This window comes from Bradyrhizobium sp. CCBAU 25338 (assembly GCF_028128965.1).
Taxonomy (GTDB): Bacteria; Pseudomonadota; Alphaproteobacteria; order Rhizobiales; family Xanthobacteraceae; genus Bradyrhizobium; species Bradyrhizobium liaoningense.
This window is the reverse complement of the sequence record NZ_LFKY01000003.1, coordinates 85513-111939: the sequence shown is the minus strand read 5'-3', so window position 1 is coordinate 111939 and position 26427 is coordinate 85513. Positions and strand designations below refer to the sequence as shown.

General features: G+C 63.6%; 30 protein-coding genes and 1 pseudogene. 28 read left to right on the top strand and 3 right to left on the bottom strand.

Translation table 11 applies throughout. The features are described 5' to 3' along the window. Nucleotides 1-42 precede the first annotated feature (42 nt). Both ACM42_RS05735 and ACM42_RS05730 read left to right on the top strand, forming a co-directional pair. Complete coding sequence (locus ACM42_RS05735) at nt 43-657, top strand: hypothetical protein (protein WP_036046493.1); 615 nt, start codon at nt 43-45, stop codon at nt 655-657. A gap of 211 nt (nt 658-868) precedes the next feature. Next, the gene (locus tag ACM42_RS05730; RefSeq protein WP_036046495.1) at nt 869-1195 is read left to right on the top strand and encodes a DUF736 domain-containing protein; all 327 of its coding nucleotides are present in this window, start codon (nt 869-871) and stop codon (nt 1193-1195) included. A gap of 107 nt (nt 1196-1302) precedes the next feature. Here ACM42_RS05730 and ACM42_RS05725 read toward each other — a convergent pair whose 3' ends face one another. Together ACM42_RS05725 and ACM42_RS05720 are read right to left on the bottom strand one after the other, a co-directional pair. After that, the gene (locus tag ACM42_RS05725; protein ID WP_036046498.1) at nt 1303-1719 is read right to left on the bottom strand and encodes a hypothetical protein; all 417 of its coding nucleotides are present in this window, start codon (nt 1717-1719) and stop codon (nt 1303-1305) included. A gap of 164 nt (nt 1720-1883) precedes the next feature. After that, nucleotides 1884-2117, bottom strand: coding sequence for a helix-turn-helix domain-containing protein (locus tag ACM42_RS05720; protein WP_036046501.1), 234 nt, complete (start codon nt 2115-2117; stop codon nt 1884-1886). A 219-nt stretch (nt 2118-2336) separates the two neighbouring features. Here ACM42_RS05720 and ACM42_RS05715 point away from each other — a divergent pair, with 219 nt between their 5' ends. The 14 genes and pseudogenes from ACM42_RS05715 to ACM42_RS05650 all read left to right on the top strand — a co-directional run bounded on the left by ACM42_RS05715 (nt 2337) and on the right by ACM42_RS05650 (nt 12838). Continuing rightward, a complete protein-coding gene (locus ACM42_RS05715) occupies nt 2337-2600 on the top strand; it encodes a hypothetical protein (RefSeq protein ID WP_036046503.1) in 264 nt (87 codons plus the stop codon). A gap of 112 nt (nt 2601-2712) precedes the next feature. Beyond that, nucleotides 2713-2922, top strand: coding sequence for a transcriptional regulator domain-containing protein (locus tag ACM42_RS05710; RefSeq protein ID WP_081493989.1), 210 nt, complete (start codon nt 2713-2715; stop codon nt 2920-2922). Beyond that, nucleotides 2834-3499, top strand: a complete 666-nt coding sequence (locus ACM42_RS05705) for a DUF2285 domain-containing protein (RefSeq protein ID WP_225152226.1) — start codon at nt 2834-2836, stop codon at nt 3497-3499. The genes ACM42_RS05710 and ACM42_RS05705 overlap by 89 nt, the downstream gene beginning before the upstream one ends. A gap of 196 nt (nt 3500-3695) precedes the next feature. After that, nucleotides 3696-3947, top strand: coding sequence for a helix-turn-helix transcriptional regulator (locus ACM42_RS05700; protein ID WP_225152175.1), 252 nt, complete (start codon nt 3696-3698; stop codon nt 3945-3947). A 13-nt stretch (nt 3948-3960) separates the two neighbouring features. Further along, the gene (locus tag ACM42_RS05695; RefSeq protein ID WP_225152173.1) at nt 3961-5076 is read left to right on the top strand and encodes a replication initiator protein A; all 1116 of its coding nucleotides are present in this window, start codon (nt 3961-3963) and stop codon (nt 5074-5076) included. Then, nucleotides 5073-5555, top strand: a pseudogene (gene parA, locus ACM42_RS05690) (ParA family partition ATPase); the annotation flags it as partial. The gene ACM42_RS05695 and the pseudogene parA, both read left to right, overlap by 4 nt. A 17-nt stretch (nt 5556-5572) precedes the next feature. Continuing rightward, on the top strand, nt 5573-5827 hold the full coding sequence (locus ACM42_RS05685; protein ID WP_036046882.1) for a hypothetical protein: 255 nt from the start codon (nt 5573-5575) through the stop codon (nt 5825-5827). Further along, complete coding sequence (locus ACM42_RS05680) at nt 5824-6342, top strand: DUF2840 domain-containing protein (RefSeq protein ID WP_036046883.1); 519 nt, start codon at nt 5824-5826, stop codon at nt 6340-6342. Before ACM42_RS05685 ends, ACM42_RS05680 begins: the two co-directional genes overlap by 4 nt. Continuing rightward, nucleotides 6339-6884: a S26 family signal peptidase gene (locus ACM42_RS05675; RefSeq protein WP_225152171.1), complete on the top strand. Its 546-nt coding sequence runs from the start codon at nt 6339-6341 to the stop codon at nt 6882-6884. The genes ACM42_RS05680 and ACM42_RS05675 overlap by 4 nt, the downstream gene beginning before the upstream one ends. Nucleotides 6885-6918: 34 nt before the next feature. After that, the gene (locus ACM42_RS05670; RefSeq protein ID WP_097669224.1) at nt 6919-7254 is read left to right on the top strand and encodes a DUF736 domain-containing protein; all 336 of its coding nucleotides are present in this window, start codon (nt 6919-6921) and stop codon (nt 7252-7254) included. Between the two features lie 4 nt (nt 7255-7258). Next, on the top strand, nt 7259-8167 hold the full coding sequence (locus ACM42_RS05665) for a lytic transglycosylase domain-containing protein (RefSeq protein ID WP_225152169.1): 909 nt from the start codon (nt 7259-7261) through the stop codon (nt 8165-8167). A gap of 468 nt (nt 8168-8635) precedes the next feature. Beyond that, complete coding sequence (locus tag ACM42_RS05660; protein WP_036046523.1) at nt 8636-10375, top strand: relaxase/mobilization nuclease domain-containing protein; 1740 nt, start codon at nt 8636-8638, stop codon at nt 10373-10375. Nucleotides 10376-10416: 41 nt separating this feature from the next. Next, entirely contained in the window at nt 10417-12399 is a 1983-nt protein-coding gene (locus ACM42_RS05655; protein ID WP_036046525.1) for a conjugal transfer protein TraG, read from the top strand. A 7-nt stretch (nt 12400-12406) separates the two neighbouring features. Beyond that, nucleotides 12407-12838 carry a CopG family transcriptional regulator gene (locus ACM42_RS05650; protein WP_036046527.1) on the top strand — a complete coding sequence of 144 codons (432 nt, stop codon included), beginning with the start codon at nt 12407-12409 and terminating at the stop codon, nt 12836-12838. Nucleotides 12839-13252: 414 nt separating this feature from the next. Here ACM42_RS05650 and ACM42_RS05645 read toward each other — a convergent pair whose 3' ends face one another. Then, nucleotides 13253-14497: a hypothetical protein gene (locus ACM42_RS05645; protein WP_036046529.1), complete on the bottom strand. Its 1245-nt coding sequence runs from the start codon at nt 14495-14497 to the stop codon at nt 13253-13255. 414 nt (nt 14498-14911) lie between these two features. Here ACM42_RS05645 and trbB point away from each other — a divergent pair, with 414 nt between their 5' ends. The 12 genes from trbB (at nt 14912) to ACM42_RS05585 (ending at nt 26400) form a co-directional block, all read left to right on the top strand. Further along, on the top strand, nt 14912-15910 hold the full coding sequence (gene trbB, locus ACM42_RS05640; RefSeq protein WP_036046531.1) for a P-type conjugative transfer ATPase TrbB: 999 nt from the start codon (nt 14912-14914) through the stop codon (nt 15908-15910). Beyond that, nucleotides 15907-16248: a TrbC/VirB2 family protein gene (locus tag ACM42_RS05635; RefSeq protein WP_036046534.1), complete on the top strand. Its 342-nt coding sequence runs from the start codon at nt 15907-15909 to the stop codon at nt 16246-16248. The genes trbB and ACM42_RS05635 overlap by 4 nt, the downstream gene beginning before the upstream one ends. Continuing rightward, nucleotides 16248-16523 (top strand): VirB3 family type IV secretion system protein, encoded by a 276-nt coding sequence (locus tag ACM42_RS05630; protein ID WP_036046536.1) that lies wholly within the window; start codon nt 16248-16250, stop codon nt 16521-16523. Before ACM42_RS05635 ends, ACM42_RS05630 begins: the two co-directional genes overlap by 1 nt. Before the next feature lie 7 nt (nt 16524-16530). Next, on the top strand, nt 16531-18969 hold the full coding sequence (gene trbE / locus ACM42_RS05625; protein ID WP_036046538.1) for a conjugal transfer protein TrbE: 2439 nt from the start codon (nt 16531-16533) through the stop codon (nt 18967-18969). Then, nucleotides 18966-19724 carry a P-type conjugative transfer protein TrbJ gene (gene trbJ, locus ACM42_RS05620; protein ID WP_036046541.1) on the top strand — a complete coding sequence of 253 codons (759 nt, stop codon included), beginning with the start codon at nt 18966-18968 and terminating at the stop codon, nt 19722-19724. The genes trbE and trbJ overlap by 4 nt, the downstream gene beginning before the upstream one ends. Before the next feature lie 10 nt (nt 19725-19734). Then, nucleotides 19735-20055: a putative entry exclusion protein TrbK-alt gene (trbK-alt, locus tag ACM42_RS05615; protein WP_128930982.1), complete on the top strand. Its 321-nt coding sequence runs from the start codon at nt 19735-19737 to the stop codon at nt 20053-20055. Next, the gene (gene trbL / locus ACM42_RS05610) at nt 20052-21404 is read left to right on the top strand and encodes a P-type conjugative transfer protein TrbL (RefSeq protein WP_225153805.1); all 1353 of its coding nucleotides are present in this window, start codon (nt 20052-20054) and stop codon (nt 21402-21404) included. The genes trbK-alt and trbL overlap by 4 nt, the downstream gene beginning before the upstream one ends. A 3-nt stretch (nt 21405-21407) precedes the next feature. Next, nucleotides 21408-22097, top strand: coding sequence for a conjugal transfer protein TrbF (gene trbF / locus ACM42_RS05605; protein ID WP_225153803.1), 690 nt, complete (start codon nt 21408-21410; stop codon nt 22095-22097). Next, the gene (trbG, locus tag ACM42_RS05600) at nt 22094-23173 is read left to right on the top strand and encodes a P-type conjugative transfer protein TrbG (protein ID WP_225153801.1); all 1080 of its coding nucleotides are present in this window, start codon (nt 22094-22096) and stop codon (nt 23171-23173) included. Before trbF ends, trbG begins: the two co-directional genes overlap by 4 nt. Beyond that, the gene (locus ACM42_RS05595; RefSeq protein WP_036046683.1) at nt 23164-24366 is read left to right on the top strand and encodes a TrbI/VirB10 family protein; all 1203 of its coding nucleotides are present in this window, start codon (nt 23164-23166) and stop codon (nt 24364-24366) included. The genes trbG and ACM42_RS05595 overlap by 10 nt, the downstream gene beginning before the upstream one ends. Then, nucleotides 24363-24620, top strand: coding sequence for a DUF2274 domain-containing protein (locus ACM42_RS05590; RefSeq protein WP_036046681.1), 258 nt, complete (start codon nt 24363-24365; stop codon nt 24618-24620). The genes ACM42_RS05595 and ACM42_RS05590 overlap by 4 nt, the downstream gene beginning before the upstream one ends. A gap of 145 nt (nt 24621-24765) precedes the next feature. Next, nucleotides 24766-26400: an MFS transporter gene (locus ACM42_RS05585; protein WP_271526997.1), complete on the top strand. Its 1635-nt coding sequence runs from the start codon at nt 24766-24768 to the stop codon at nt 26398-26400. Nucleotides 26401-26427 lie beyond the last annotated feature (27 nt).

The window sequence follows — 26427 nt, the reverse complement described above, 5'->3', positions numbered from 1 at the left end:
TAAGGCGCGCCCCAATTCAGGCAGTATCCTGGTCTGCGCTCGATGCGCAGAACGTTCTTTTCGCTCCAGGCCGTCGACCACGGCGAGGGCCTCGCGATAGTGCCGTATCGCTTCGACGGTTCTGTCTTCGAGGGTGCTATTGTCGCTCATCTGATTCTCTTCTTCCTCGAGCTCTTAACGGGCATCGTCCTGCACGAGATCCTCCGTGGGCTGCGCGGCTCGTATGTCGTGACCTCTGCGCCGTCCGAGGAAGGGCCTGGCGACGGTCGATACGTCACATTGAAAGGGCGGATCAGGCATGCAGCGTGCTCGCGATTCTTGTCCTTGAGCTACACTCAGAGCGGCCCAAGCGTCGAGCCTCGACCGATCATCGCAGAGTGGCAGTTTCGTGGCGGTTCGTATGCCGCATCGACCAAACGGCGACGGATCACAGATACGGCCAGCCTCTCTCGTGAATGTGGTGTGCTGTCGACGCGCTATCGTGGAAGCGGAGATCCGTCCACCTACAATAAAGAGAGCTCATCACCATTGCATTCGGTTGCGGCAACTCTTTCAGTGGACTCGCAGATCGCCACGTTCTCCTTGATGTCAGCTCTGTTCGGACCGAGCGCACCAAACGGCCTCTTCGATGGATTGATCTGGCCGAAGGACGGCTGACGCCTCGACCGCCTATGGCGCAATGGCGCCGATCGACTTTCTTCCCCTGCCGGCTGCGCCGTCATTCCTCGCGATACAAGAAAGTCGCCTGGCTGCCATCCTCCGCTGACGCTTCGGCCCTTCGGGGTGCGCCGTCGATCGCCTCCGGCCTGTCGATCACCATCGAGGCCGCAAGGTGCGGGCTCGGAAACAGAGATCAAGGAGAACTACCATGGCGACCATCGGCACCTTCAAGAAGACCGGCAACAACGAGTTCAACGGCGAAATCGTCACCCTCTCGCTGCAGGCCAGGAACGTCCGCATCGTCCCCGAAACCAGCCGCTCGGGTGACAACGCCCCAAGCCACCGGATCTATGTCGGCCGGGTTGAGATCGGGGCCGCCTGGTCCAAGCGCTCCAACGAGGGCCGCGACTATCTCGGCCTCAAGCTCGACGATCCGAGCTTCACCGCACCGATCTTCGCGAACCTCTTCGCCGATGAAGAGGGCGAGGGCTTCAGCTTGATCTGGTCTCGTCCCAACCGTCGGAACAGCGACTGATCCGATCCGCAATGCCTCGCCCGGCTGGTCCGGGCGAGGCATCGCTAAGCTCAAGAGCTGGCCGTGCAGAGCTTGGCGAGCCGGCGCACATGCCGGATCGATTCCGATCAGCGAGCGCGAGCCTGCCCCGCCTTGATCGGCCGTCTTTGATTGGCCTCCAATACGGTTTCGACGATGTCTCCCCAGTCGGGGCAGATTGCGACCAAGCGATCCAGCACCGTAGGATCGCGCTCGATCTGGCCGAGCGCCTGAGCGCGCCATTGGTCGTTGAAGCTGATGCTCATCAACCCCAAACATTCGCCGACCGAACTGTCAGGCGGCAAGTGTTCCAAGACTGCCGTCACTATGCCAGTCCATTGCTGAAGTAGACGCCAATGCTCAGCGGAGGGTCCGCTCTCCAACTTCTCTTGAAGGAGATCAATCAGCAAGAGGAAGCGAATCCGCCAAGGTTGGGGCCTGAGGTCCCCGACGTAAGCGTCCACGACTTCGCGGATGTCGGCTGGCAAGTGCTCGTACAGGGTCATAAAGCCCACTCCATCTCACTCAGCACGCCCTTCCATCCCTGGACAGGTATGCGTCTCTGGAGACAGACCAGATTTACGTTAGGTCGCCTATCAACTTATGCGTGACGGAATGCCGAGTTGATTCATAACGTGCCAAGGCTGCGATGGAGCACAAATTCGTCACATCATCGAGCGCGATGAGGATGAACCGCCGTTCGTTTGATCAGATCGGTTGCTTCGACCCCTAGCGCCTCCGCGATTCGGCCGAGCACGGTTACGCTGGCCGACACATCGGCGCGTTCAATTGCGCCGACGTAACGGACACTTAGCCCGGCACCATCGGCCAACTCTTCCTGCGTCATCTCCTTCTTATGGCGTATCCGACGCAAATTGATCGCCATGACCTCCTTGAGATCCATGGCGATAAGGGAACTCACATCGGAACGATCGTTCCAGGAACGATCGTTCCGATTCGTGCTCAGCCGTGCTATTCATATCGTCTGGTTTGGGCCGAGTTTGCCACTTCCGGGGAGCGCCGCGATGCGATTTGCGCATCACGGCACAAATCGCGTGCGACGATTTCCCAGCTTGCTTTAGATGAATTCTAATCGCTGCATCGATGCTGAGGGGCAATTGCAATGAACGACGCGCCATTCCAAGACTGGCCGCCAATAACCGATCGCGTCAACGCCTATGACGAGAAACATCTTGCAATCTACGTTCGGTTGTTGATGGCCGAAGAGGAGGGCGCCGACTGGCGTGAGGTGGTCAGTGTGATCTTCGGCCTCGACCCCGCGCGCGAACCGGATCGTGCCAGACTCGTCCATGACAGCCATCTCGCCCGTGCGCGATGGATGTCGGAAGCCGGATATCAGGATCTTTTGCAACCCCGGATGCAGTGAACTGCGCCCCTGTCACGCAAATTGCGATCTCGCGTGATGCAACCTCAGGGTCTAGTCTCTCGTGCTGTCTTTTCGGATCGTGTCATGGGGCACAGAGACGAGAAGACAGACCATGCCGACCCAGTATTGGCGCTCGCCGGAGACCATCGAACGCCTGAATCGCCTTGAGCGTCCGGGTTTTGCCCTCGAATTCCTTCGCCGCAACGCTGACTACCGCCGCGACTTCGCCCGTACTGAGCGCCAGATCCCGCGCGACGGCGCTGATCCCGAAACCATCAGAACGAGTTTCGCACGTCGATGGAGGTTGCGGTGTCGCCCATGACCCCGCCTCTCCGGTTGGGCTCGAACCAACCATTTGGCTGCCCGAGGCTTCACCGGGAACACTGATCCTCCAGTCCGCCCCGCCGGAGTTTGAGACCGTTCATCCGATTGATCGCAAGTCTTTCGGACTGGCGACCGTTGAGCAGACGGATGCTGACGGTCGCGAGCTAGTTGTCTCCGACGGCTCGGGCGAGCTCCATGTCCGGTTGCGCGACGAGCAGGCCATGCGCCACCCCGCCGTGCTTGTGCCGCTCGACAGCATGGGCGAACTGCGCGCCGACGTGGCGCTGCACTTGGCCCGCCGCCTTGCTGGCCAGCGCACTGGTCTTCTGCCGGCGGCGCTGCGGCTGACGTCGTTTCAGAAACGGCGACTGACACAGCTTCTTCACGCCTTCGACGTTCACGATCTGGGTGGCGGCCCGCGAGACGTGGCGGCGAAGGTGCTGGCCTCCGACCACGCGCACCGTCGTTCGGTCGAGTGGAAGGATTCGCATGCCCGCCGTAAGGCGAACCGCCTCATTCATGATTCGATCGCCTTGGTCGAGCGTGGTTATCTGAAACTTCTACGCGGCCTGTGATCGGCCACATCAAGCCATCCGCCCCGATGAGTTAATCCGCGCCTCGTGGCAACGCCTGGCTTCGCCCGGTTGCGAATGTGGGGGACACAAACGCACGTAGATTTTCGTCCACCCCCAACGCCTGAACTCTCCGCCACCTTGGCCCGGACATGCCGCGACTTGGCCGCGGCGCTTCGAGGCAAGACGGAGATCTCCCATGCTCGATAGGCCCGCGCAACTCGCCACCCGCTACGTGCGCACCCCCGAGGCCGCGCGCCTCCTCGGCATCTCGCCGCGCACGCTCGAAAAATACCGCTGCCATGGCAATGGCCCGACCTTTCGCAAGCTCGGCGGCCGCGTTGTCTACGCCATCGGCGATCTCGAAGCCTGGGCCGATCAGGCCGCCTGCAGCTCCACGTCGGATCCTCGCTATCTCGAGGCCCGCGCCGCCAGCAACGCGCATCGCTGAGGCAACGCCCACCATGTCGTCGCGTCGCCTCATCACACCCAGCGAGCGAAGCAAGCTCGACCCGTTCGTTGTCGCTACCGGCGATGCCAGTCCGCGCGATCAGCGCGACCTGATGGAGCGCCCATTCTTTTCGCTCGCCAAGGCCAAGCGCACGACGCCGATCCTTTATGAGGCAGGCGACATCTGCGTCGAGGTTTATGCGGTTCCCGAGCACGGGATGGCGACCATTTGGGATGCCGACGTGCTGATTTGGGCGGCCAGCCAGATTGTCGAGGCTGAGAACGTTGGCCTGAAGACTTCACGTTTCCTGCGCTTCACACCTTACCAGCTTCTGACCGCCGTCGGCCGGCAGACCGGGGCCCGCGACTACAAGCTCTTGAAGGGAGCATTGACGCGCCTGCAGGCGACCGTGATCCGCACCAGTATCCGGCAGGGCGAGCATTGGCGGCGCCACCAGTTCTCCTGGATCAACGAATGGGAAGAATGCGCGCGGCGCGACGGCCGCGTGGAAGGCATGGAATTTGTCCTCCCCGACTGGTTCTATCGCGGCGTCATCGATCGCTCGCTCGTTCTCACGATTGATCCGGCCTATTTCAGCCTGACCGGCGGGATCGAGCGCTGGCTCTATCGCGTCGCGCGTAAGCATGCCGGCCGCCAGCCAAGAGGATGGCGGTTCGAGGTCGCACACCTCTATGCGAAGTCGGGCAGTCTGGTGCGTGTCTCTGATTTTGCGCTGCAGATCCGGCGCATCGCCGCGCGTCAGCCGCTTCCCGGCTACCGCTTGCGCATCGAGCGTGAAGCGCGTCGCGAATTGCTGCGCATTGTTCCGGCCGAACTATCCACTGCCCCTGTGGACGGCGCTGTGGAAGCGCTCGGGACTTCGCACGCAAACCATATCGGGATTCCGCACGCAGCCCTATCGGGACTTCGCACGCGTGAACCGCAACTAACGCTTTGGCCGGAAACCGCGATTCCCGGCCTTAACTTAGAGTCTAACTTAGAATCTAACTGTTGTAGTGGGCCCGTACGTCCTGCGGATGAAGACGACGCTCGCGCTGAGCCACCAACCAAGGACCCAGCCCAACCATCTCTGCCGCTTCCAGGTCGCAAGACGGGAGGCAAGCGATGATCGTCGCCGTGCTCAACCAGAAGGGCGGTGTCGGCAAGACCACGCTCGCCCTGCATCTTGCCGGTGAGTGGGCGCTGCGCGGAAAGAGCGTGACGCTGATTGATGCCGATCCCCAGGGCTCGGCATTGGATTGGTCGCAGCAGCGCGCGCGGGAGAACGTCGCACGGCTGTTCGGCGTCGTTGGCCTCGCGCGCGATACCCTCCACCGCGAGGCGCCGGAGATCGCACGCACCGCCGATCATGTCGTCATTGACGGACCGCCGCGCGTCGCTGGATTGATGCGTTCGGCGCTGCTGGCAGCTGATCTGGTGCTCATCCCCGTGCAGCCCTCGCCTTTTGACGGCTGGGCCTCGGCCGAGACGCTCGCTCTGCTGCGCGAGGCGCGCATCTACCGGCCGCAGCTTGCCGCTCGCTTTGTGCTCAACCGCTGCGGTGCGCGCACGATCATTGCCCGCGAGATCGCCGCGCTCGCGGCAGAAGTTGCGAGGTTCGCGCCATGAGCGAGCGCTCCACCAAACGCGGCTTCGCCTCGCGTCCCGGCGATGCCGAAAGTTGGATCAAGGCCAGCGATGTACCGCCACGCAGCGTGAATGACGTAGCCGCATTCACCGCGCGCCTGACCATCGACGTCACGCCGGCGCTGCGCGGCCGTATCAAGGTCGCCGCGTTCCAGCGCGGCGTGACCGTTGCCGACATGCTGCGCGAAGTGCTGGCGCGAGAGTTCCCCACTGACGCCGGAGAGCCGTCATGAATGACAACGAGGCCTTGCCGCCGCGTGCCGTGCCGACCTCGCATCGACGCGGTATCGCGCTCACCCAGGTCGAGCTGACCTGGATCGAGAAGCGGGTCGAGCACTGGCTCCGCTTCGGCCGTCGCGCGGAGGAAAAGATCCTTGACCGCCGCCGCAGTGTATCGAGCTTTACGCCTGGCAGCGTCTTCGGTTTTGTGCGTTGGGCGTCGAATGACTACGGCACCGTTGTATCGCGCATGGACATCGTGCGCGCGGTGGAGGCCGGGCAGCGCTATCAGACGCTACCATTTGTCCGCCCCGGCGGCGAAATCCTGCTGCGCGTTGATAGCTGGCCGAAGGTCGAGCGCGTGTTGCAAGCAATCGACGCCATTGAGGCGCTCTCCATCGACCCGGCTGACGCTGCGCCCGAATACTGGCGGCATCTCCACAACCGTCTCGCTGCCGACCATGTGCCGCGCGCCTACACGCGCGAGCAGCATGTCGCCTGGCTCAAGCGCCGGAGCGTCACGCCATGACCCCCTTCGGCTATCTCATGTTGACCTACCTTGCGGCGCTGGTCGCTGGCGCCCTGGCCCTCATTCATCCTGCGCCGCGGCTGATCTGGAACGCTACCGCGAGCACGCCGATAGGACTCTACGTGCTGCATCCGGTTGAAGAACTGCACGCCCTCGAACTGGTCGCGGTACGGCTGCCGGAGCCGATCGCGAGCTTCCTTGCCGATGGCGGCTTTCTTCCCAAGGGTGTGCCGCTGCTGAAGCGTGTGATGGCGCTGCCCGGGCAGACTGTTTGCCGGTCAGGCGACACCGTTTCCGTCGATCATGTCGATGTCGGCGCCGCACACGACCACGATCATCGCGGCCGTCCGCTGCCGTGTTGGAGCGGTTGCCATACCCTCGAGCCGGGCGAGGTATTTCTCATGAACCCGAACGTCCCGGACAGCCTGGACGGCCGCTATTTCGGCGCGCTTCCCGTTACTTCGATCGTCGCGCGCGCAGTCCCGCTTTGGACCAATGAGGCCGGCGACGGCCGTTTCGTCTGGCGCGCCGCCACCCATTGACTCGCCTCTCAACCCGCCAACCAGGAGCTTTCCCATGGCACAAATCGGCCAGTTCACCCGCGATAAGTCCGGCTTCACCGGACGCGTTGAGACGCTGTTCTTCGAGCGGATTCTCACCCTCGTCCCGGCCGAATCCTCGGATGCCGAGAACGCGCCGGACTACCGCATCCGCCTCGGCGATGCCGACGGCCCGGAGATCGGGGCAGGCTGGAAGCGTACCGGCGAGAAGGCCGGCGAATACGTTTCGCTCGTCATCGACGACCCGGCGCTGCCGCGGCCGATCCGCGCCAATCTCTTCCAGTCGGGCGAGGACAAATCGGCCTGGACGCTGAACTGGAATCGTCTGCCCCAACGCGCCGAGCGGGACTGATTGCATGCAGGGTCCCGTCACGCGTGCTACCGACAAGGCGTATCGAAGCTCCATCCGTTTGCTCGCGGCAAAGCCGTCTCGTCCCTCCGGTCCGCGCAAGCGTCGGCCGGCCGCCGCGCACAGCGGCGGTCAAACCGGTGGTCCGTGCGCACCGCCGGTAGGCAGCAAGACGCCTCGCCATGATGGCGGAGACAGGGCGAGCCTTGCCGTTCTCCTCCTTACCGGCCTGCTGGTGATTGGCGGGCCAACGGCAGCAGTGTCCGGGCAGAGAGCACCGGCACGAAGTCAACCGGCGAGCGATCACTACGCATCTCATGTGGCAGAGGCCGCGCAGCGCTTTGGCATTCCGGCTGCATGGATACGAGCCGTCATGCGGGTCGAGAGCAATGGCGATCGGCGTGCCGTCTCACCCAAAGGCGCACTCGGCCTGATGCAACTCATGCCCAAGACCTGGGCGGACATGCGCGCGCGCTATGGTCTCGGGCGCGATCCCTTCGATCCCCGTGACAACATCCTCGCCGGCGCCGCCTTCCTTCGCGAACTGCACGACCGCTACGGCTCGCCGGGCTTTCTCGCGGCCTATAATGCAGGTCCGGGCCGCTACGAGGAGTTTCGCGATAGACACCGTCCACTGCCCGCCGAGACGACAGCCTATGTCGCGGCCATCGTCCCTTCTGTCGATGCGGAGGGGGCACCAGGGCCTCTTCTCCTCGCGGCCGCTTCTCGTTCATCCTGGACGCGGGCGCCGCTGTTTTTCGGCCACGTTGACGGTCCGTCGTCCGCCGCCCAGGCAGCATTCGGTCGGCCAGTGCTCGACAGATCGGCTGCCGTTCCCGTGCACGATCTCTCTGCGATAGCGCCCCAGTCGGAGGGCCTGTTCGTCGCGCTCTCGGCCACGGGGCGATCGCAATGACTGCACGGCATCTTCAACGTCAATGCGCGGATCGCGGTACGTCTGCACGCACTCTTGTTGCGGCGGCTGCACATCGGGCAGCTCGTGATATCAGCCGTCAGTTTCCAGGTTCGCTGGCGCCCCGTGACGGACATTCGGTTTGCATTCGAAACGCTGCAACACGGTCATGCGGGCGATGCCTTCGGCCCGCGCTCTACTCGTCGCTTCGCTCCTCACCGAGCCACCCTAGGGGTGTCTCGGCCCTTCGGGTAACGATCGCTATCGCAAACGCTCGCAAACAGTTGGGACTTCCGCAAGTACCGACCGGACGATGGCGAGATAAAAGGCCGCAATGTGCGGCTCGGTCGGTCGGTTGTTGTTGCTTTCCTTTTTTGCTGATCCGGCAATGTGTGGCGTCGGCACGCAACGTGCGCCCCACTATCAACTCATTGCACGGATTCTGCATTTCGCACATTGCCGAGGCTGGCAATGGCTGAAGAGAACGAATTTCAGCCCCGGCCAGGCCGCATCCGCTCTTCCAGGGCCCAACGCGCCAAGCCGTTCATCGCCCAGGCGCTTGCGGCCGCTCAGCGCGCCGGCGGAGGCATTTCGCGGGCCGGCCATCTCGTGAGCCGCCGTCATTCGCGCTTCGGCCGCGGCCGCCTCGCCAGCGTGCGGGCAAACCGTCTGCTCACCGGCCGCTCGCGCCTGGTGACGATCAAGACGCGCGTTGTCCGGCATAGAGGGAAATCGGCGCCGCTCGCCGCGCATCTCGGTTATCTCCGGCGGGAGGGCGTCACTCGGGGCGGGGAGAAGGCCCACCTGTTCGGCCCGGACACGGAGGATGCCGATCCCAAAGCCTTCGCCGAGCGATGTCAGGATGACCGCCACCATTTCCGCTTCATCGTCTCGCCCGAAGACGCGCCCGATTTGGCCGACCTCAAAGGCTTCACCCGCGAGTTGGTCGGTCAGATGGAGAAAGATCTTGGCACCAAGCTCGACTGGGTTGGCGTCGATCACTGGAACACCCAGCACCCCCACGTCCACATCATCGTGCGCGGCGTCGCCGAAGACGCCCAGGACCTCGTCATCTCCCGCGACTACATCAAGGTGGGGATGCGGTCCCGCGCCCAGGACCTGGTCACACAAGAGCTCGGACTGCGCTCCGATCTCGACATCCGCCGCTCGCTCGAGCGTCAGGTCGAAGCCGAACGCTGGACACAGCTCGACCGCCAGCTCGTTCGCGATGCAGACCGGCATGGCATCATCGACCTTGCTCCCGATCCGGCGGGGCAGCCCGATCAGTTCCATGCATTGAAGGTGGGCCGGCTGCGACGCTTGGAGAGCCTTGGCCTCGCTCATCAGATCGGGCCGGGCCAATGGGTCATGGATGAGAGTACCGAGACGACCTTGCGCGAGCTCGGCGAACGCGGCGACATCATCAAGCGTATTCACCACAGCTTGACCGAACGCGGCATCGAGCGTGGGACCTCAAGCTACGTGCTATCAGGCGAAAGCCTGGACGTGCCCGTCATCGGACGTCTCGTCGATCGCGGTCTCGATGACGAACTCAAGGCGACCGCCTATGCCGTGGTTGATGGCGTCGATGGCCGCACCCACCACATCAGGCTCCCCGATCTCGACGCTGCCGGCGACAGCGCGCCTGGCTCGATCGTCGAGCTGCGCAAGTTCGACGACGCGCGCGGGCAGCGTCGCGTGGCGCTGGCCGTCCGCTCTGATCTGTCGATCGAGGCGCAGGTGACGGCGAGCGGCGCGACATGGCTCGACCGGCAGGCCGTTGCGCGCGACCCTGTGGCGCTTGGCCAGGGCGGCTTCGGCGCTGAGGTTCGCGACGCCATGCAACGGCGGGCCGAGCAGCTCATCGAGCAGGGGCTCGCGGACCGCCAGGCGCATGGGCTGGTATTCGCGAAGAATCTCGTCGGCACGCTACGCCGCCGGGAGTTAGAGGATCTCGGCAAGCAGCTCGCCACCGAGACCGGCCAGCCGTTCAATCCATCGGCCGCTGGCGAGTACGTCGCTGGCACCTATCGGCAGCGCTTCGCACTCGCTTCCGGCCGCTTCGCCATGATCGACGATGGTCTCGGCTTTCAGCTCGTGCCCTGGACGCCCTCGCTCGAAAAGCAGCTCGGCCGGCATGTTTCCGGAGTCGCTCGCGCGGATGGCGGCATCGATTGGGGTTTTGGGCGCAACCGGGGGCTCGGCCTGTGAGCGATCCTTCCAATCACCGACGTCAGGAGAGGGCCGCCGCCATGTCCGCGACCAAGATTCTGTGGGGGCAGGTCATCACCGTCTTGGCGATCGTCGTGCTGACGATCTGGGCCGCGACGGAGTGGACCGCCTGGCGGCTCGGCTTCCAGCCGCAGCTCGGACAGCCCTGGTTCGAGCTGCTCCATTTTCCCGTCTATCTCCCGCCGGCCTTCTTCTGGTGGTGGTACGCCTACGATGCTTACGCGCCCTCGATCTTCACCGAGGGCGCCTTCATCGCAGCATCCGGCGGCATCATCGCGGCAGCCGTTGCGATTGGTATGTCGGTCTGGCGCGCCCGCGAGGCAGAGAATGCCGAGACCTATGGCTCCGCGCGCTGGGCGGAGGCAAAGGAGATCGAGCAGGCCGGATTGCTGGGGTCGGACGGCGTCGTGCTCGGCCGGTTCGAGCGCACCTATCTTCGTCATGACGGACCGGAGCACGTTCTGTGCTTCGCACCAACCCGGAGTGGCAAGGGCGTCGGCCTCGTCATCCCTTCGCTCCTCACTTGGCCGGGCTCGGCGATCGTCCACGACATCAAGGGAGAGAACTGGCAGCTCACCGGCGGCTTCCGCGCCCGTCACGGCCGCGTTCTTCTGTTCGATCCGACGAACGCGAAGTCGTCGGCCTACAATCCGCTGCTGGAGGTCCGCCGCGGCGAGTGGGAGGTGCGCGACGTCCAGAACATCGCCGACATCCTCGTCGATCCGGAGGGCAGCCTGGAAAAGCGAAACCACTGGGAGAAGACCAGCCACGCACTGCTGGTCGGCGCCATCCTCCATGTCCTCTACGCAGAGGCAGACAAGACGCTCGCCGGCGTTGCAGCCTTTCTGTCCGATCCGAAGCGGCCGATCGAATCGACGCTTGCCGCGATGATGCGGACGCCGCATCTCGGTGAGGACGGCGTCCATCCCGTCGTCGCCTCCGCCGCGCGAGAGCTGCTGAACAAATCCGGCAACGAACGCTCCGGTGTCTTGAGTACCGCGATGTCGTTCCTGGGCCTGTACCGAGACCCGGTGGTGGCGGAGGTGACGCGCCGCTGCGACTGGCGGATCACCGACATCGTCGGAGGAGAGCGAGCGACTACGCTGTACCTCGTGGTGCCGCCGTCGGACATCAACCGCACCAAGCCGCTGATCCGCCTGATCCTCAACCAAATCGGCCGCCGCTTGACCGAGGATCTACAAGCCAAGGCCGGACGGCGCCGGCTCCTCCTGATGCTCGACGAATTTCCGGCGCTCGGCCGGCTCGACTTCTTCGAGTCCGCGCTGGCCTTTATGGCGGGTTACGGCATCAAGAGCTTCCTGATCGCCCAATCGCTGAACCAGATCGAGAAGGCCTACGGGTCAAACAACTCGATCCTTGACAACTGCCACGTCCGGGTCAGCTTCGCGACCAACGACGAGCGGACCGCGAAGCGAGTAAGCGATGCCCTCGGTATGGCGACCGAGATGAAGGCAATGAAGAACTATGCCGGCAGCCGGCTGGCACCTTGGCTCGGCCACCTCATGGTGTCCCGGTCAGAGACCGCCCGTCCGCTGCTGACGCCCGGCGAGATGATGCAGCTGCCGCTATCCGATGAGATCGTCATGATGTCGGGTCTTCATCCGATCCGGGCCAAGAAGGCGCGCTATTACGAGGACGCGCGCTTCCAGGAGCGCATCATGGCGCCGCCGAGGCTGACCAAGGCCAACAACAGGCGGCCAGACGATTGGAGCTCACGGCCTCTGCCGCCGCGACCATTGGCATTACAGGCGCCGACGGACGACCAGGCGGATGACGAAGATCCCAAGACTGCCGACCGTCGGCGGCAGCCGGAACTGGACCAAGAGATGGTGGACAAGAAGGAGTCGGTCGACAACGAGTTCGCGTCTGACCTCGCCGACGAGTTCGATGAAGCCGCCCCGCGGATCAGGCGCATGAGCGACATGATGCAGGGCGTGGCGCGCCAGGCCTCGCTCGATCCCGGCGACGATCTCGGCTTGTGAGGCAGGCATGAGCGGAACAAAGAAGAAAGCTCAGATGTCGGTCTATCTCGATCCTGAAGTCATGAAGGCGCTGTCGGCCTATGCCGCCCGGCGCGAGCAATCGCTGTCGCTCATCGCCGAAGCCGCGATTGCTTCCTTTCTGTCGCCGGACGCTGACGAGCGGCGGGAGGCCGCTATTGCCAAGCGACTCGACCAAATCGACCGCCGGATCGCGCGACTTGAGCGGGATGTTGGAATTTCGGTCGAGACCATCGCTCTCTTCATCCGCTTCTGGCTCACGACGACACCGCCACTCCCCGAACCCGCGGCAAGGGCGGCGCGGGCGCAGGCTGCAGCTCGCTACGACAATTTCGTCGCAGCGCTCGGGCGACGGCTCAGTCAAGGGCCGAAGCTGCGACAGGAGATCCCGGACGATATGCGCGGGGACGAGCCGACGTGAGGGATAGCCGTCTAGTCGTCCAAGGATCGCTTACCGCGTGGCTGGAGATCCAGCCGCGGTGTCGATTCGAGACCATGCATCGCAAGCAGTTCCTGTGTGAGAATCGATAGTGCGCAGCCGATCTCTTCACAACGCACGCGGATGCATCCTTTTCAACATCGGCTTTCCAAGCGTAGAGACCGCGTTTACGGTCCTCGATTTTCGGGAGTGCCGCCCCAAAGGATTTAGGTCACGTTGCTCTTAACTGGGTGACTTCCGGTCCACCTCTCTACTCGGACCTGCTCGGTGACGGCTGCCACGTCGCAGAAGGGCCACTAAAGGTCGTGAGCAGATGCAGCGCATCCTCATTCGATCACTTCGTCTCGGCCTTGGCTTCAATCATGAACAGCCCGAGTGGTATGGAGTAAACGACGATCACATAGAATCGAATTCAAGCAGCGTACACCCTGACTTATACATACCAGGGCCCATGTCATCTTGATCGACATCCACGCTGAACATCCGCTTCAGCCTGTAACGACGCGGCAGCTCTTGCGCGCCGTTCACCTCGAGCGTCAGCGACGCATCCATAATCTCTTTGCCGAACTCTATAGCGTTGCGGAACGGTTTGCCTTCGGTCCATAGCTCATCGATCGAGATGCGGCTGAAATCGTAGTTGCTGAACGGCAAGCGCTCCATGTCGTAGAAGATCGCAATCTGCAGCGTCTTGCGAGTCCTGCCCGTCGGCGTCACCGTCGGATTCTGTCGATCGATCGAGGCGGTCAAAGTGCCGGGGTCGAGCTTCCAAGTGATGTCGTAGGTCGAAGGAGCTTGAGACCCTGGGGCGGCCAGTTTGTAGGTAGCACGAGGGACAGAGTATCCCTTTCGGGCATCGGGCTCAAACGGAGCGAACCCCGCCGAGATCTTATAGTCCTTCTTGAACTCCACCTTCGATGAAAGCTTGCCAAAGGAGAGGACCGTGTTCTGTGCGTCGTCCAAAGGAATGAGCACGATTGCTGCCACCGCGTGTTCGGCTTGCTGGAAGGCCCTTTCGGTTTCCCTGTCGTCGCCTTCATCTGCCTCTTCCTTGTCGTTGCGCTTTTTCCGGCGGGTGCTCTTGGATTTGCGTGATTCGGGCTTGGCCGTGACGCCCTCGGGGGGCGCCTTGACCGTGACCGTTCCGGGGTGCGCCAGGAATGACACGATGGGTAGCAGTACCCAGTCGTAGTCCATGGCGTCCAAGGGGATCGGAGTGCTACCGCCCTGCGACTCGTTAGCGTTCTTTCTGATCTCGCGTTTCCCTTGCATTACCGCCTTCCGCAGGGAATCGTTTGCAGAGGAAAACTGCAATTGCACCACGGCGCTGGTCAGGGGTTGAGTGGCGAGGATGACCTCGTTTGTGCGCTGTGCCTCGGCGATCACGCGCGCCGCCTGTTCGCGCGCTGCGTTCCGCCTCTGCAGATCCTCGAAGACGATGCTAACGACCAACCCGCTGATGGTTAGGCCAATCGCGATGACGCCCGACCGCGTGAGTCGTTTGCGTCCGTCATGCTCCTTGACGGTGAGCTCGGAAACGGTGGCCCAGATCGAAGAGCCCGCGGCGATCGCCAAGCCTATGAATCTGAAAACAATGAGCCACGTCGAGTAGTCCTCGATCCCAGCCCTAATGAAGTCCAGCATCCGAACTTCCCACTATGCGATGTTGTTAGATCATCTGTCACCACTTACTTCAACCTTACTCAAATCAAGCTTGGACTCAAGGACTTGGCCAACCGAACCGGGCGCCATGACCGCAATGAGTCAACAGGGTTGCTTTCACAACTCGGCGCTCTCTTCCGGTCGAGCCTGAACAGCAGACGTCGGAGCCGAATTTCCGACTAAGGCGGAGGCTCCGCGGCTAGCTAGGCCTGATTGACGCAAGCTATTGCAGAGGTCAGGGTTCGATCAGCACCTATTCGATATCGCAAGTATTTTTTCTCTGCTCTTCGCCGGGTCCCTACGACGGCTGAATACTTGTTGAACTAACCTATTTCCTGCCTTTTCTATCCATCCCGTTGCTGATCGCTTGCCGCGGTTGGCTTTCGGGGGACGATCGTGGCGGGCACTTCACTCCATTCGGAAGCGTTCTCGCGTGGTGCGCGCATGCTGCGCACCGCGCTTGGTTCCGCGATCACGACCTTCCTTGAAGATACGTCGATCGTCGAGGTGATGCTCAATCCCGACGGCCGGCTCTGGATCGATCGGCTGTCCGGCGGGCTTGAGGATAGCGGACGAACGATGTCCGCCGCCGACGGCGAGCGGATCGTGCGCCTGGTCGCGCACCACGTCGGCGCTGAGGTGCATGCCGAGAAGCCGCGCGTCTCGGCCGAGCTTCCCGAGACGGGGGAGAGGTTCGAGGGGCTTTTGCCGCCCGTCGTTGCTGCGCCGGCCTTTGCGATCCGCAAGCCTGCGGTGGCTGTCTTCACCCTGGATGACTACGCGGCGGCCGGTATCATGACGTCAGGCCAGGCGGGGAGGCTCCGCGAAGCCGTCGCCGCCCGGAAGAACATCCTGGTCGCCGGCGGTACCTCGACCGGCAAGACTACGCTGACGAACGCACTTCTGGCCGAGATCGCCGGCACCACCGATCGCGTGGTCCTTATCGAGGATACGCGTGAGCTGCAATGCCGCGCTCCGAACCTGGTCGCGCTGCGCACCAGGGATGGCGTCGCGTCGCTATCCGATCTTGTTCGCTCCTCCCTGCGTCTGCGTCCCGACCGGATTCCGATTGGCGAGGTACGCGGCAGCGAAGCCTTGGAGCTCCTCAAAGCCTGGGGCACGGGCCACCCCGGTGGGATCGGAACGATTCACGCCGGCACGGCGCTGGGTGCGCTTCGCCGTCTCGAGCAGCTCATCCAGGAAGCCGTCATTACTGTTCCCAAGGCGCTGATCGCCGAGACCATCGATCTCGTCGCGGTGCTGCGCGGGCGCGGCAGCGAACGCCGCCTCGCCGAGCTCGCTCTCGTCGCCGGCCTCGATCCCGCCACCGGCGATTACCGCGTCCAGTCCGCCGAGGCGGGCGGCCAATCCTCAGCTTCCGGAGACCCAGTATGATCCAATTCCCTCCCGCGATCCGCCGTGCTCGTCGCCACTTCACCGACCTCGCGGCGATTGCCTTCATCTCCATCGCGTTGGCCCCCGCGGCCTACGCCTCCGGCTCCTCGATGCCGTGGGAGACGCCGCTCAATCAGATCCTGGAGTCGGTGCAAGGTCCGGTCGCCAAGATCATGTCGGTCATCATCATCACCGTGACCGGCCTGACGCTCGCGTTCGGCGATACGTCCGGCGGTTTCCGCAGGCTGATCCAGATCGTCTTCGGCCTGTCGATCGCCTTCGCTGCGTCGAGCTTCTTCCTGACCTTCTTCAGCTTCTCCGGCGGGGCCTTGGTGTGATGGCCGGCATCGTCGATCCAGAAGTGCCGGGCTTCTTCGCGCCCGTGCATCGCGCGCTCACCGATCCGATCCTGATGGGCGGCGCGCCCCGCACGGTCGCGATCGCCAACGGCACGTTGGCGGCGGCAATAGCGCTCGGCCTCCACCTCTGGATTCCCGGAGCGCTGATTTGGGCCGTGGGCCATGCCGCAGCGGTATCGGCGGCCAAGCGCGACCCGCAGTTCGTGGACGTCGTTCGACGTCACCTCCGTTATCCCTCCTACCTCGGCGCGTGAGCCCTCCATGCTGAACCTCGCCGAATATCGCAACCGGCCCCACAGTCTCGCCGACTTCCTGCCCTGGGCCGCTTTGGTCGAGAAGGGCGTCGTCCTCAACAAGGACGGCGCGTTCCAGCGCACGGCGCGCTTCCGTGGTCCGGATCTCGACAGCGCGACGCCTGCCGAACTCGTCGGCGTGACGGCCCGCCTCAACAACGCGTTGCGGCGTCTCGGCTCAGGCTGGGCGATCTTCGTCGAGGCCCAGCGCATCGCTGCCCATACCTATCCGCACAATACTTTTCCCGATGCCGCATCAGCGCTGGTCGATCTGGAGCGACGGGACGCTTTCGAGGAGGCCGGTGCGCATTTCGAGAGCCGCTATTTCCTGACCTTCGTCTGGCTCCCGCCAGCCGAGGACGCCTCGCGCATCGAGGGCTGGCTCTATGAGGGACGCGCGCGGAGCGGCGTCGATCCTCATGAACTGCTGCGTGGCTTCGTCGATCGGACCAACCGCGTCCTGCAACTGGTCGAAGGGTTCATGCCGGAGGTGGCGTGGCTCGATGACGGCGAGGCGCTGACTTACCTGCATTCGACCATCTCGACCCGGCAACAGCGCGTACGCGTCCCCGAGACGCCGATGCATCTCGACGCGTTGCTCACGGACGAGCCGCTCGCCGGCGGCCTCGAGCCGCGCCTTGGCCGCCACCACCTTCGCACGCTCACGGTGGTCGGCTTTCCGACCGCCACCCATCCCGGAATTCTCGACGAGTTGAACCGGCTTGCGTTCCCGTACCGTTGGTCAACGCGCGCGATCCTCCTCGACAAGACCGAGGCGGTGAAGCTGCTGACCAAGATTCGCCGACAGTGGTTCGCCAAGCGAAAGTCGATCGCTGCCATCGTCAAGGAGGTGATGACCAACGAGGCCTCGACACTGGTCGACAGCGATGCGGCGAACAAGGCCGTCGATGCCGACCTCGCTTTGCAGGAACTAGGCACTGACGACGTCGGCCAAGCCTACGTCACCGCGACCGTCACCGTCTGGGACGAGGATCCCGGCCTCGCCGCTGAGAAGCTTCGCCTGATCGAGAAGGTCATCCAGGGTCGCGACTTCACCTGCATGCCGGAAGGCGTCAACGCGCTCGAAGCCTGGCTCGGCTCTCTGCCGGGGCACGCCTACGCCAATGTCCGTCAGCCGCCGCTCTCCACATTGAACCTGGCCCACATGATTCCGCTTTCGGCGGTCTGGGCCGGGCCAGACCGCGATGAGCATTTCCGCAGCGCCCCGCTGTTCTTCGGCAAGACGGAAGGCTCGACGCCGTTCCGTTTCTCGCTCCATGTCGGCGACGTCGGCCACACCCTGATCGTCGGCCCGACCGGCGCCGGCAAGTCCGTGCTGCTGGCGCTGATGGCGATCCAGTTCCGCCGCTATCGGAAGAGCCAGATCTTTGCCTTTGATTTCGGCGGCTCGATCCGCACGGCGGCGCTTGCCATGGGTGGCGACTGGCACGACCTCGGCGGCAGCCTGTCGAACAGCGCCGAGGATTCAGTCTCGCTTCAACCGCTCGCAAGCATCGGCGATGCGGCGGAGCGCGCCTGGGCGGCCGAATGGGTGACCGCGATCCTCGCCAAGGAGGGCGTCACCATCGATCCGACCGTGAAGGAGCACGTCTGGTCGGCGTTGACCTCGCTGGCGTCCTCGCCGGTCGAGGAGCGCACGATCACCGGCCTCACGGTTCTCCTGCAATCGACCGCGCTCAAGCAGGCGCTGCAACCTTATTGCGTCGGCGGCTCCTCCGGCCGCCTGCTCGACGCGGAGGCCGAGCAGCTCGGTTTTGCCTCGGTGCAGGCGTTCGAGACCGAGGGCTTGATTGGCGCCGGTGCTGCGCCTGCCGTCCTTACCTACCTGTTCCATCGCATCGAGGGACGGCTCGACGGCCGGCCGACCCTCCTCATCATCGACGAGGGGTGGCTTGTCCTGGACGATCCTGCCTTTGCGCAACAGCTCAGGGAATGGCTGAAGACGCTACGGAAGAAGAATGCGTCCGTCGTCTTTGCCACCCAGTCGCTCTCCGACATCGACGGCAGCAATATCGCACCCGCAATCATCGAGAGCTGCCCGACGCGCATCTTTCTGCCGAACGAGCGCGCGATCGAACCGCAGATCACCGCCATCTATCAGCGGTTTGGCCTAAACGATCGCCAGATCGAGATCATCGCGCGGGCGACGCCGAAGCGGGACTACTACTGCCAGTCCCGCCGCGGCAATCGGCTCTTTGAACTCGGCCTCGGGCCGGTCGCGCTCGCCTTCTGCGCTGCGTCCTCCAGGGACGACCATGCCGCCATCGAACGGCTGCTCGCCGAGCACGGCCGCGACGACTTCACGGCCGCCTGGCTCGCGGATCACGAGCTGCTCTGGGCCGCCGATCTCATCCCTGACCTGACAAACCTGGAGGTGCAATCATGACGACTCATGACGTGCGGCGCGCTGGCTTGGCTGCTGCGACCGCTCTCTCGCTCACCTTGTCGATCTCGCCGCTTGTGACGGCGCCGGCCTCCGCGCAGTGGATCGTCTACGACCCCTCCAACTTCAGCCAGAACGTGCTGACCGCGGCGCGCGAGCTGCGGCAGATCAACAATCAGATCCAGATGCTGAACAACCAGGCCCAAAGCCTGGTGAACCAGGGAAAGAACCTGGCCAACCTGCCGTTGTCGACGCTGACCCAGCTCCAGGCACAGGTCGCACGGACCCAGTCGCTGCTGAGCCAGGCCCAGAATATCGCCTTCAACGTTGAACGGATCCAGACCGCGTACTCCAGCACCTACGGCACAGCGGCGGCCACTGGCTCCAATGCGACAATGTTTGCCGCGGCTCAAAGTCGTTGGCAGACCTCGGTGGGCGCTTTCGAAGACTCGCTGAAGGTGCAGGCCGGCGTCGTCGGCAATATCTCGACCAACTCCAGCGCAATGAGCTCGTTGGTCACCGCCAGCCAGTCCGCAAGCGGCGCCCTGCAGGCTGCTCAGGCCGGCAACCAGCTTCTTGCTCTGCACTCCCAGCAACTTTCCGATCTTGTCGCGGTTCTTGCCGCAAAGGGGAGGGCGGACGCGCTGGAGCAGGCGCGCGTGACGGCGACCGAATCGCAAGGGCAGCAACAATACAAGATCTTCTCGACGCGCAGCGGCTATCGGCCCGGCAACGTCACCATGTTCAGCGGCAACTGAGGCCCCGGTCATGGAGCGCCCGGACATCCTTCGCGCAGGCGCGATGATCATCGTGTTTGTGATTTTCCTCGCAGCGCTGCATGTCATCCATCGGCGTCCGGCCGAGCGGCCGGTATCCGACGTCCCCTCTGTCTCCGCTCCCGATGACCTTTCGGCCGAGCTGCTCCGCTGCGCTGAGCTTGGACCCCAGGATGCCGAAGATCCGCACTGCCAGGCGGTTTGGAAGGAGAACCGCGCGCGCTTCTTCGGCAGGCCGGCGCGGCCACTTCTGCCGCAGGCCGCGCCGGCCACACTGCCGATGACGAGCGCTCCGCAGGGAGGGAGGTCATGAACAACGTCGGCGTTATCGACACCTTCCTCAATACGTTCACGACCTACATTGATTCGGGTTTCGGCCTGATCAAGGGCGAAGTCACGTATCTGTCGTCGACATTGATCGTCATCGACATCACGCTCGCCGGCCTGTTCTGGGCCTGGGGCGCAGATGAGGACATCCTCCAACGGCTGGTGAAGAAGACCCTCTACATCGGCTTCTTCGCCTTCATCATCACCAACTTCACCAAGCTCTCATCCATCATCTTCAATAGCTTCGCAGGCCTCGGCCTGAAGGCCGGCGGCTCGTCGATCTCGACCGCGGATTTCCTTCGTCCCGGCAGGCTCGCACAGGTTGGGCTCGACGCTGGGCAGCCCCTGCTGGACGCAGCAAGCCAGATGATGGGCTTCACCAGCTTCTTTGCGAACTTCGTCCAGATTGCCGTGCTGATGGTGTCCTGGCTCTTGGTGCTGATCGCCTTTTTCATTCTGGCTGTGCAGCTGTTCGTCACGCTGATCGAGTTTAAGCTGACGACGCTTGCCGGCTTCATCCTCATTCCCTTTGCGCTCTTCAACAAGACCGCCTTTCTCGCGGAGAAGGTGCTGGGTAACGTCGTTGCCTCCGGCGTGAAGGTCATGGTGCTCGCCGTGATCGTCGGCATCGGCACTGGGCTCTTCTCTCAATTCACCACAGCCTATGCCGGCGGCCAGCCGACCATCGAGCAGGCGCTCTCAGTCGTGCTGGCAGCGCTCGCCATGCTCGGCCTCGGCATCTTCGGTCCCGGCATCGCCAGCGGTCTTGTCTCGGGGGCGCCGCAGCTTGGCGCGGGCGCTGCCGTCGGCACCGGTCTCGCCGTCGCCGGTACGGCGATGGTCGGCGGCGCGGCGTTCGGTTTGGCCGGAAGGGGAGCGATGGCAGCGAGCTCCGGTGCTGCGGCCGCCGCACGTGGTGGTGCGTCGATGGCCGGCGGCATGTCCACGGCCTACAGCCTCGCACCGGTCGGCAGGTCTGGCGCCGGCGGCGTCGCGGCCGGTCTCAGTGGCGCAGGTCGTGCGGCGGCTAGTCACGGGACAGTTCCCGTCAGACGCGCCGCTTCGCAAGCGGCGGGGGCAATGAGGGAGAGCTTCGCCTCCGGTGCCCGTGCCGGCGTCGTCAACACGGGTGGCACCTCGACCATGGGAACCATCGGGAGTGGCGAGGCCGCAAATGATGGGGCCGCGTCTCAAGCAGCGAGCCCGCCCGCCTGGGCCCGGCGCGTCAAGCGCAATCAGGCCGCCATTCACGGCGCGCAGACGGCCGCACAAGCCCTCAAATCAGGCGACAGCCACGGTGGCGGTCACTCCGTCGACCTCTCGGGAGGAGAATAATTGATGTCAGTCTTTCGGCGATCGTCGGTGCGCTACGGCCGTACACCCGAACCCGAAACGCCCTATCAGCGCGCTGCGCAAGTTTGGGACGAACGCATCGGCTCCGCCCGCGTGCAGGCCAGGAACTGGCGGCTGATGGCTTTCGGTTCGTTGATCCTCGCTTCCGGCCTCGCCGGGGGGCTCGTCTGGCAATCCACGCATGGCACCGTCGTGCCCTGGGTGGTGCAGGTCGACAAGCTCGGCGAGGCGCAAGCCGTGGCGCCCGCCGTCGCCGACTACAGGCCGAACGACCCGCAGATTGCCTGGTATCTCGCCCATTTCATCCAGATCGTTCGCTCACTTCCGGCCGACCCGATCATCGTGCGGCACAACTGGCTGCAGGCCTATGATTTCACGACGACGGCGGGCGCGGCGGCGCTCAACGATTACGCCCGCGCCAATGATCCCTTCGCCAATCTCGGCAAGCAGCAGGTCGCGGTCGACGTCTCCAGCGTCATCCGCGCCTCGCCCGACAGTTTTCGCGTGGCCTGGGTCGAGCACCGCTATCAGGACGGCGCGCTCGCCGGCACCACACGGTGGACCGCGATCCTCACCATCGCGATCCAGCCGCCCACCGACGCCGATCGGCTGCGTAAGAATCCACTCGGCATCTACGTCAACGCCATCAACTGGTCAAAGGAGCTGGGACAATGAGCCCGCCGATTTTCTTGAGAGCCGGCGGTCCGGCTTCACGCTTCTCCATCGTTCGCGGAGGCCGGAAAGATAGCAATACGCACTTCCGTAAATCCGCCTTTGCGGCTTTGCTGATATCCGCCTCGACACTCGGCGGCTGCGCACACAATTTCATCCCGCCGGATATCAATTACGACACTGCGGAGCCGGCGACTCTCACCACTGATCCGCCGTCCCCCGTCAAGATCGTGGAATTGCCCAAGCCACTGCCACTGCCCGGACAGTTGAAACCGCTCGCCGCGGGCAAACACGTCCCCGAAGCCGCCGATCCGAAGGTACGCGTCAAACAGGCCAACGCCGCGGCACGGGTGCAGCCGGTCCGCAATGGTTTTATCAACGCGGTACAGGTCTATCCGTTCTCGGGCGGGGCCCTCTACCAGGTCTATACGGCGCCCGGTCAGATCACCGACGTCGCCCTCCAGGAGGGCGAGCAACTCGTTGGCTCCGGACCGGTTGCCGCGGGTGACACTGTGCGCTGGATCATCGGCGATACCGAGAGCGGCGCGGGCGCGACCAAGAAGATCCACATCTTGGTCAAGCCGACGCGGCCGGAATTGGTCACCAATCTCGTGATCAACACCGACCGGCGGACCTACCTCCTCGAGCTGCGCTCGACGGAGAAGACCTACATGGCCTCGGTCTCCTGGCAATATCCCGAGGACCAGCTCATTGCGCTTCGGCGGCAGAATGCGGCGGCTGAAACCGCAGCCCCCATCGCGGCCGGCGTCGACCTCGCCGCGATCAACTTCCGCTACGCGATCGAGGGCGATGATCCGGCCTGGCGTCCGCTGCGCGCCTTTGACGACGGAAATAAGGTCTACATCGAGTTTCCGAGCGGCATCGTTCAGGGCGAAATGCCGCCGCTGTTCGTTATCGGTCCAGCCGGTGGGTCCGAGCTGGTGAACTACCGCGCGAACCGCAATTACTACATCGTCGACCGCCTGTTCGCCGCTGCCGAATTGCGTCTTGGCGACAAGGACAGCGAGCGGCGCGTGCGCATTGTCCGCACCGACGGAAGGCCGCGCGCATGGCGATAGATGGCGAACACGAACATCAAGGCGACATCCCGCCTGTAGCGCCGCCGGACCTTCGGCTCCGGGGCGAGCGGCCCCGTGTCACGCGGCTCTCGCGCAAGGTCCTTATCGGCCTCGGCGCGCTGTCCGCCCTCGCGGTCGCGGGCGCGCTCGGCTATGCGCTGCAGACCGGCAACAAGTCGGAGACCGGCCAAGAGCTGCTCAGCACCCAGAACAGGCCTTCGGCCGAAGGCCTCGCCGCCTTGCCGAAGGACTATACCGGCCTGCCACGTCAAGCGCCGCCGCTCGGGCCGCCGCTGCCCGGCGATCTCGGCAAGCCGATCCTCAACGCCGGAGCTGCGCCGAATACCATGGCCACGACGTCTGATCCGGAGATGCAGCACAGATCCCAAGAAATCGAGGCGGCGCGGGTCAGCCGCCTTTTCGCTCAAACTGCTCAGCAACCACAGAGCGTCGGCCAACTCATCCCGAATACGCCGACCACAACCGCGACGTCCCCGACGGCGACACCACCCGTCGATGTCGGATTGGTCCAGAACATGCAGGACCGCAAGACGGCCTTCCTCACTGCTGCAACGGACAAGCGCACGGTCAGTCCTGATCGGCTCGAAGCTAAGGCCTCACCTTACGTCGTGCAGGCCGGCACCGTGATCCCGGCCGCGCTCATCACGGGCATTCGGTCCGATCTGCCTGGCCAAGTCACCGCCCAGGTGACCGAGGCGCTCTATGACAGCCCGTCCGGCAAATATCTTTTGGTCCCCCAGGGTGCGAAGCTGATCGGCCAATATGACAGCTCCGTCGCGTTCGGCCAGTCCCGCATCCTCTTGGTCTGGACCCGCATCATCATGCCCGACGGCAGCTCGATTGTGCTGGAGCGCCAGCCCGGCGCCGACACAGGTGGTTATGCCGGCCTCGAGGACGAGGTCGACAACCACTGGGGCATGCTGTTCAAGGCTGCCGCTCTCTCGACCATGCTCAGCGTGGGAGCGGAGGCGGGCACCAGTCAGAACGAGAACAATCTCGTTCAAGCGATCCGTAGCGGCGCGTCCAACAGCATCAGCCAGACCGGCCAGCAGATCGTACAGCGCCAGCTCAACATTCAGCCGACGCTGACCATCCGGCCAGGTTTCCCGGTCCGCGTGATCGTCACGCGTGACCTGGTGCTGGCTGCCTATGGGCAAAAAGGTGCGCGATGACGAAGCTCAAGCTTGGACCACTCGAAGACGATAAACCGGTCAAGCTCACTGTCGAACTGCCGGCGACGGTCTTCAGGGACCTCAAAAGCTATGCCGAGATTCTGACGCGTAGCGGGGGCGCGACGACGGCGACCGAGCCTGCAAAATTGATCGCGCCGATGATCGAGCGCTTTATGGCAACCGACCGTGCCTTTGCGAAGGCACGGCGTAATACTGCTCAACCCTCGCCAGGGCCGGCGGAAAGATCCGGATAACGCTCGCGAAGCAGGTCAAGGAACGGACGCAAAGGGACGATCGTTCAGTGTTGCCTTCGAGAGGTGGCCGGGACCGAAGCCCATCAAGTCAAATCCGGTCATAGACCAGGATTTTGCTCACGTAGACGCGTTCAGGTGAAGTCAGATGCCATATATCGATGCCGCGGGTGTGAATCTTTATTTTGAGGAAGCCGGGGAAGGTCATCCGATCATTTTCCTGCACGAGCTCGGCTCAGATAGCCGCGAATGGGAAACCCAGGTTCGCTACTTTTCTCGTGCTTATCGCTGCATCACCTTCAATGCCCGCGGATATGCCCCCAGCGACGTTCCTGACGATCCAACTCTGTATGGCTGGGAGCTTGCTGTGAACGATATCGCCGCCGTCATGCGTGGCCTCGTCGTCGAACACGCACACCTGGTCGGATTGAGCATGGGCGGATATGCCGCCTTGCAGTTTGGATTACGCAGGACAATCAACGCCTTGGTCGCCGCTCCCCTGACATTGGAGTTGGGGCTCGACGCTGGTGATCTTGGCTTGCTGACATCGGTCTATTTTCTCACCTTCGCGGCGGCGCAGATACCGGTCGGCATCCTTCTGGATCGGTATGGTCCGCGGCTGATCCAGAGTGTGCTGCTGGTTGCTGCTGCGGTCGGCGCCGCATTGTTTGCTACGTCAGACAATTTGCTCATGCTGCTTCTAGGCCGGGCGCTACTCGGTCTCGGCGTCGCCGCGAGCCTGACCGCCGGATTGAAAGCCCTCGTTCTCTGGTTTCCGAACGACCGTCTTCCGTTTCTCAACGGCCTGATGGTCATGCTCGGTGCATTGGGAGCGGTAACCGCGACCTCGCCGGCGCAGCTGTTGCTGGCTTGGGTGGGGTGGAGGACGCTGTTCGCATTGTTCGCTGTCGTCACGGCCGGCTGTTCGGCGATGATCTATCTCTTGGTGCCGGAGAGTGCATCGGCAACGCCGGTCCTGCGTGGAACAGCCATGGCCAGCTTGAAGAAGATTTATACCGATCCGCATTTCTGGCGTCTGGCGCCGCTATCAGCGACTTCCGTCGGCACCGCCTGGGCGCTGCAGGGACTTTGGGCGGCGCAGTGGTTCACTGACGTCGAGGGACTTGATCGCGCTGCTTTGGTGCAACATTTGTTTGTCATGGCCGTCGCGCTCAGCCTGGGTGCGCTCCTGCTAGGCGTTCTGGCTGACCGGCTGCGTCGCTATGGCATTGGAACAGAGGCGCTCCTCGCGGTCGTCGGCCTTCTGTTCATTGCCGTGCAACTCGCGATTATCCTGCGATGGCCGTTGTCATCATACGTCCTGTGGGCCGCTGTGGCCGCCGTCGGCGCAGCTACAGTGCTTAGCTATGTGCTCCTGGCTAGTTATTTCCCGAAAGAACTTGCCGGACGGGCCAATGCTGCGCTGAACGTGCTCCATATCGGTGGAGCGTTTGTCCTGCAATATGCCACTGGCGTCGTCCTTGAACATTGGACGCCTCAGGCGGGGCATTATCCGGAGATCGCCTACCAGACAGCCTTTATCTCCAATCTTGTCCTTCAGATCATCGCATGGGTCTGGTTCGCTTTCCGGTGGGTGCTTCGGCCGCCAGCGCTAGGTTCAGCGATTAGGAGCGCCAGCGTCGGCGGCGGCGGAGGTTCAGCCTTCCGGTACTGTGGGACGATCACAGCAAGCACTGGCGCCATTCTATGCGACACCGCGGCTACGTCGGTCCGTCAGCCGATAATGCTGGACGCAACGTCTTCGTTCGCCGTTCCTGCCTAGTCGCGACAGTGAGAAACTCGCGCAATA

Coding starts and splice junctions, on each gene's coding strand:
- ACM42_RS05685 (WP_036046882.1), top strand. CDS start 5,573: ATGAGCGAGCGCTCCACCAAACGCGGCTTCGCCTCGCGTCCCGGCGAT.
- ACM42_RS05670 (WP_097669224.1), top strand. CDS start 6,919: ATGGCACAAATCGGCCAGTTCACCCGCGATAAGTCCGGCTTCACCGGA.
- ACM42_RS05655 (WP_036046525.1), top strand. CDS start 10,417: ATGTCCGCGACCAAGATTCTGTGGGGGCAGGTCATCACCGTCTTGGCG.
- ACM42_RS05595 (WP_036046683.1), top strand. CDS start 23,164: ATGGCGATAGATGGCGAACACGAACATCAAGGCGACATCCCGCCTGTA.
- ACM42_RS05680 (WP_036046883.1), top strand. CDS start 5,824: ATGAATGACAACGAGGCCTTGCCGCCGCGTGCCGTGCCGACCTCGCAT.
- ACM42_RS05660 (WP_036046523.1), top strand. CDS start 8,636: ATGGCTGAAGAGAACGAATTTCAGCCCCGGCCAGGCCGCATCCGCTCT.
- ACM42_RS05695 (WP_225152173.1), top strand. CDS start 3,961: ATGTCGTCGCGTCGCCTCATCACACCCAGCGAGCGAAGCAAGCTCGAC.
- ACM42_RS05665 (WP_225152169.1), top strand. CDS start 7,259: ATGCAGGGTCCCGTCACGCGTGCTACCGACAAGGCGTATCGAAGCTCC.
- ACM42_RS05735 (WP_036046493.1), top strand. CDS start 43: ATGCGCAGAACGTTCTTTTCGCTCCAGGCCGTCGACCACGGCGAGGGC.
- ACM42_RS05720 (WP_036046501.1), bottom strand. CDS start 2,117: ATGGATCTCAAGGAGGTCATGGCGATCAATTTGCGTCGGATACGCCAT.
- trbF (WP_225153803.1), top strand. CDS start 21,408: ATGTCAGTCTTTCGGCGATCGTCGGTGCGCTACGGCCGTACACCCGAA.
- ACM42_RS05590 (WP_036046681.1), top strand. CDS start 24,363: ATGACGAAGCTCAAGCTTGGACCACTCGAAGACGATAAACCGGTCAAG.
- trbK-alt (WP_128930982.1), top strand. CDS start 19,735: ATGGAGCGCCCGGACATCCTTCGCGCAGGCGCGATGATCATCGTGTTT.
- trbG (WP_225153801.1), top strand. CDS start 22,094: ATGAGCCCGCCGATTTTCTTGAGAGCCGGCGGTCCGGCTTCACGCTTC.
- ACM42_RS05675 (WP_225152171.1), top strand. CDS start 6,339: ATGACCCCCTTCGGCTATCTCATGTTGACCTACCTTGCGGCGCTGGTC.
- ACM42_RS05650 (WP_036046527.1), top strand. CDS start 12,407: ATGAGCGGAACAAAGAAGAAAGCTCAGATGTCGGTCTATCTCGATCCT.
- ACM42_RS05630 (WP_036046536.1), top strand. CDS start 16,248: ATGGCCGGCATCGTCGATCCAGAAGTGCCGGGCTTCTTCGCGCCCGTG.
- ACM42_RS05715 (WP_036046503.1), top strand. CDS start 2,337: ATGAACGACGCGCCATTCCAAGACTGGCCGCCAATAACCGATCGCGTC.
- trbE (WP_036046538.1), top strand. CDS start 16,531: ATGCTGAACCTCGCCGAATATCGCAACCGGCCCCACAGTCTCGCCGAC.
- ACM42_RS05645 (WP_036046529.1), bottom strand. CDS start 14,497: ATGCTGGACTTCATTAGGGCTGGGATCGAGGACTACTCGACGTGGCTC.
- ACM42_RS05700 (WP_225152175.1), top strand. CDS start 3,696: ATGCTCGATAGGCCCGCGCAACTCGCCACCCGCTACGTGCGCACCCCC.
- trbL (WP_225153805.1), top strand. CDS start 20,052: ATGAACAACGTCGGCGTTATCGACACCTTCCTCAATACGTTCACGACC.
- ACM42_RS05730 (WP_036046495.1), top strand. CDS start 869: ATGGCGACCATCGGCACCTTCAAGAAGACCGGCAACAACGAGTTCAAC.
- ACM42_RS05725 (WP_036046498.1), bottom strand. CDS start 1,719: ATGACCCTGTACGAGCACTTGCCAGCCGACATCCGCGAAGTCGTGGAC.
- ACM42_RS05585 (WP_271526997.1), top strand. CDS start 24,766: ATGCCATATATCGATGCCGCGGGTGTGAATCTTTATTTTGAGGAAGCC.
- ACM42_RS05710 (WP_081493989.1), top strand. CDS start 2,713: ATGCCGACCCAGTATTGGCGCTCGCCGGAGACCATCGAACGCCTGAAT.
- trbJ (WP_036046541.1), top strand. CDS start 18,966: ATGACGACTCATGACGTGCGGCGCGCTGGCTTGGCTGCTGCGACCGCT.
- ACM42_RS05635 (WP_036046534.1), top strand. CDS start 15,907: ATGATCCAATTCCCTCCCGCGATCCGCCGTGCTCGTCGCCACTTCACC.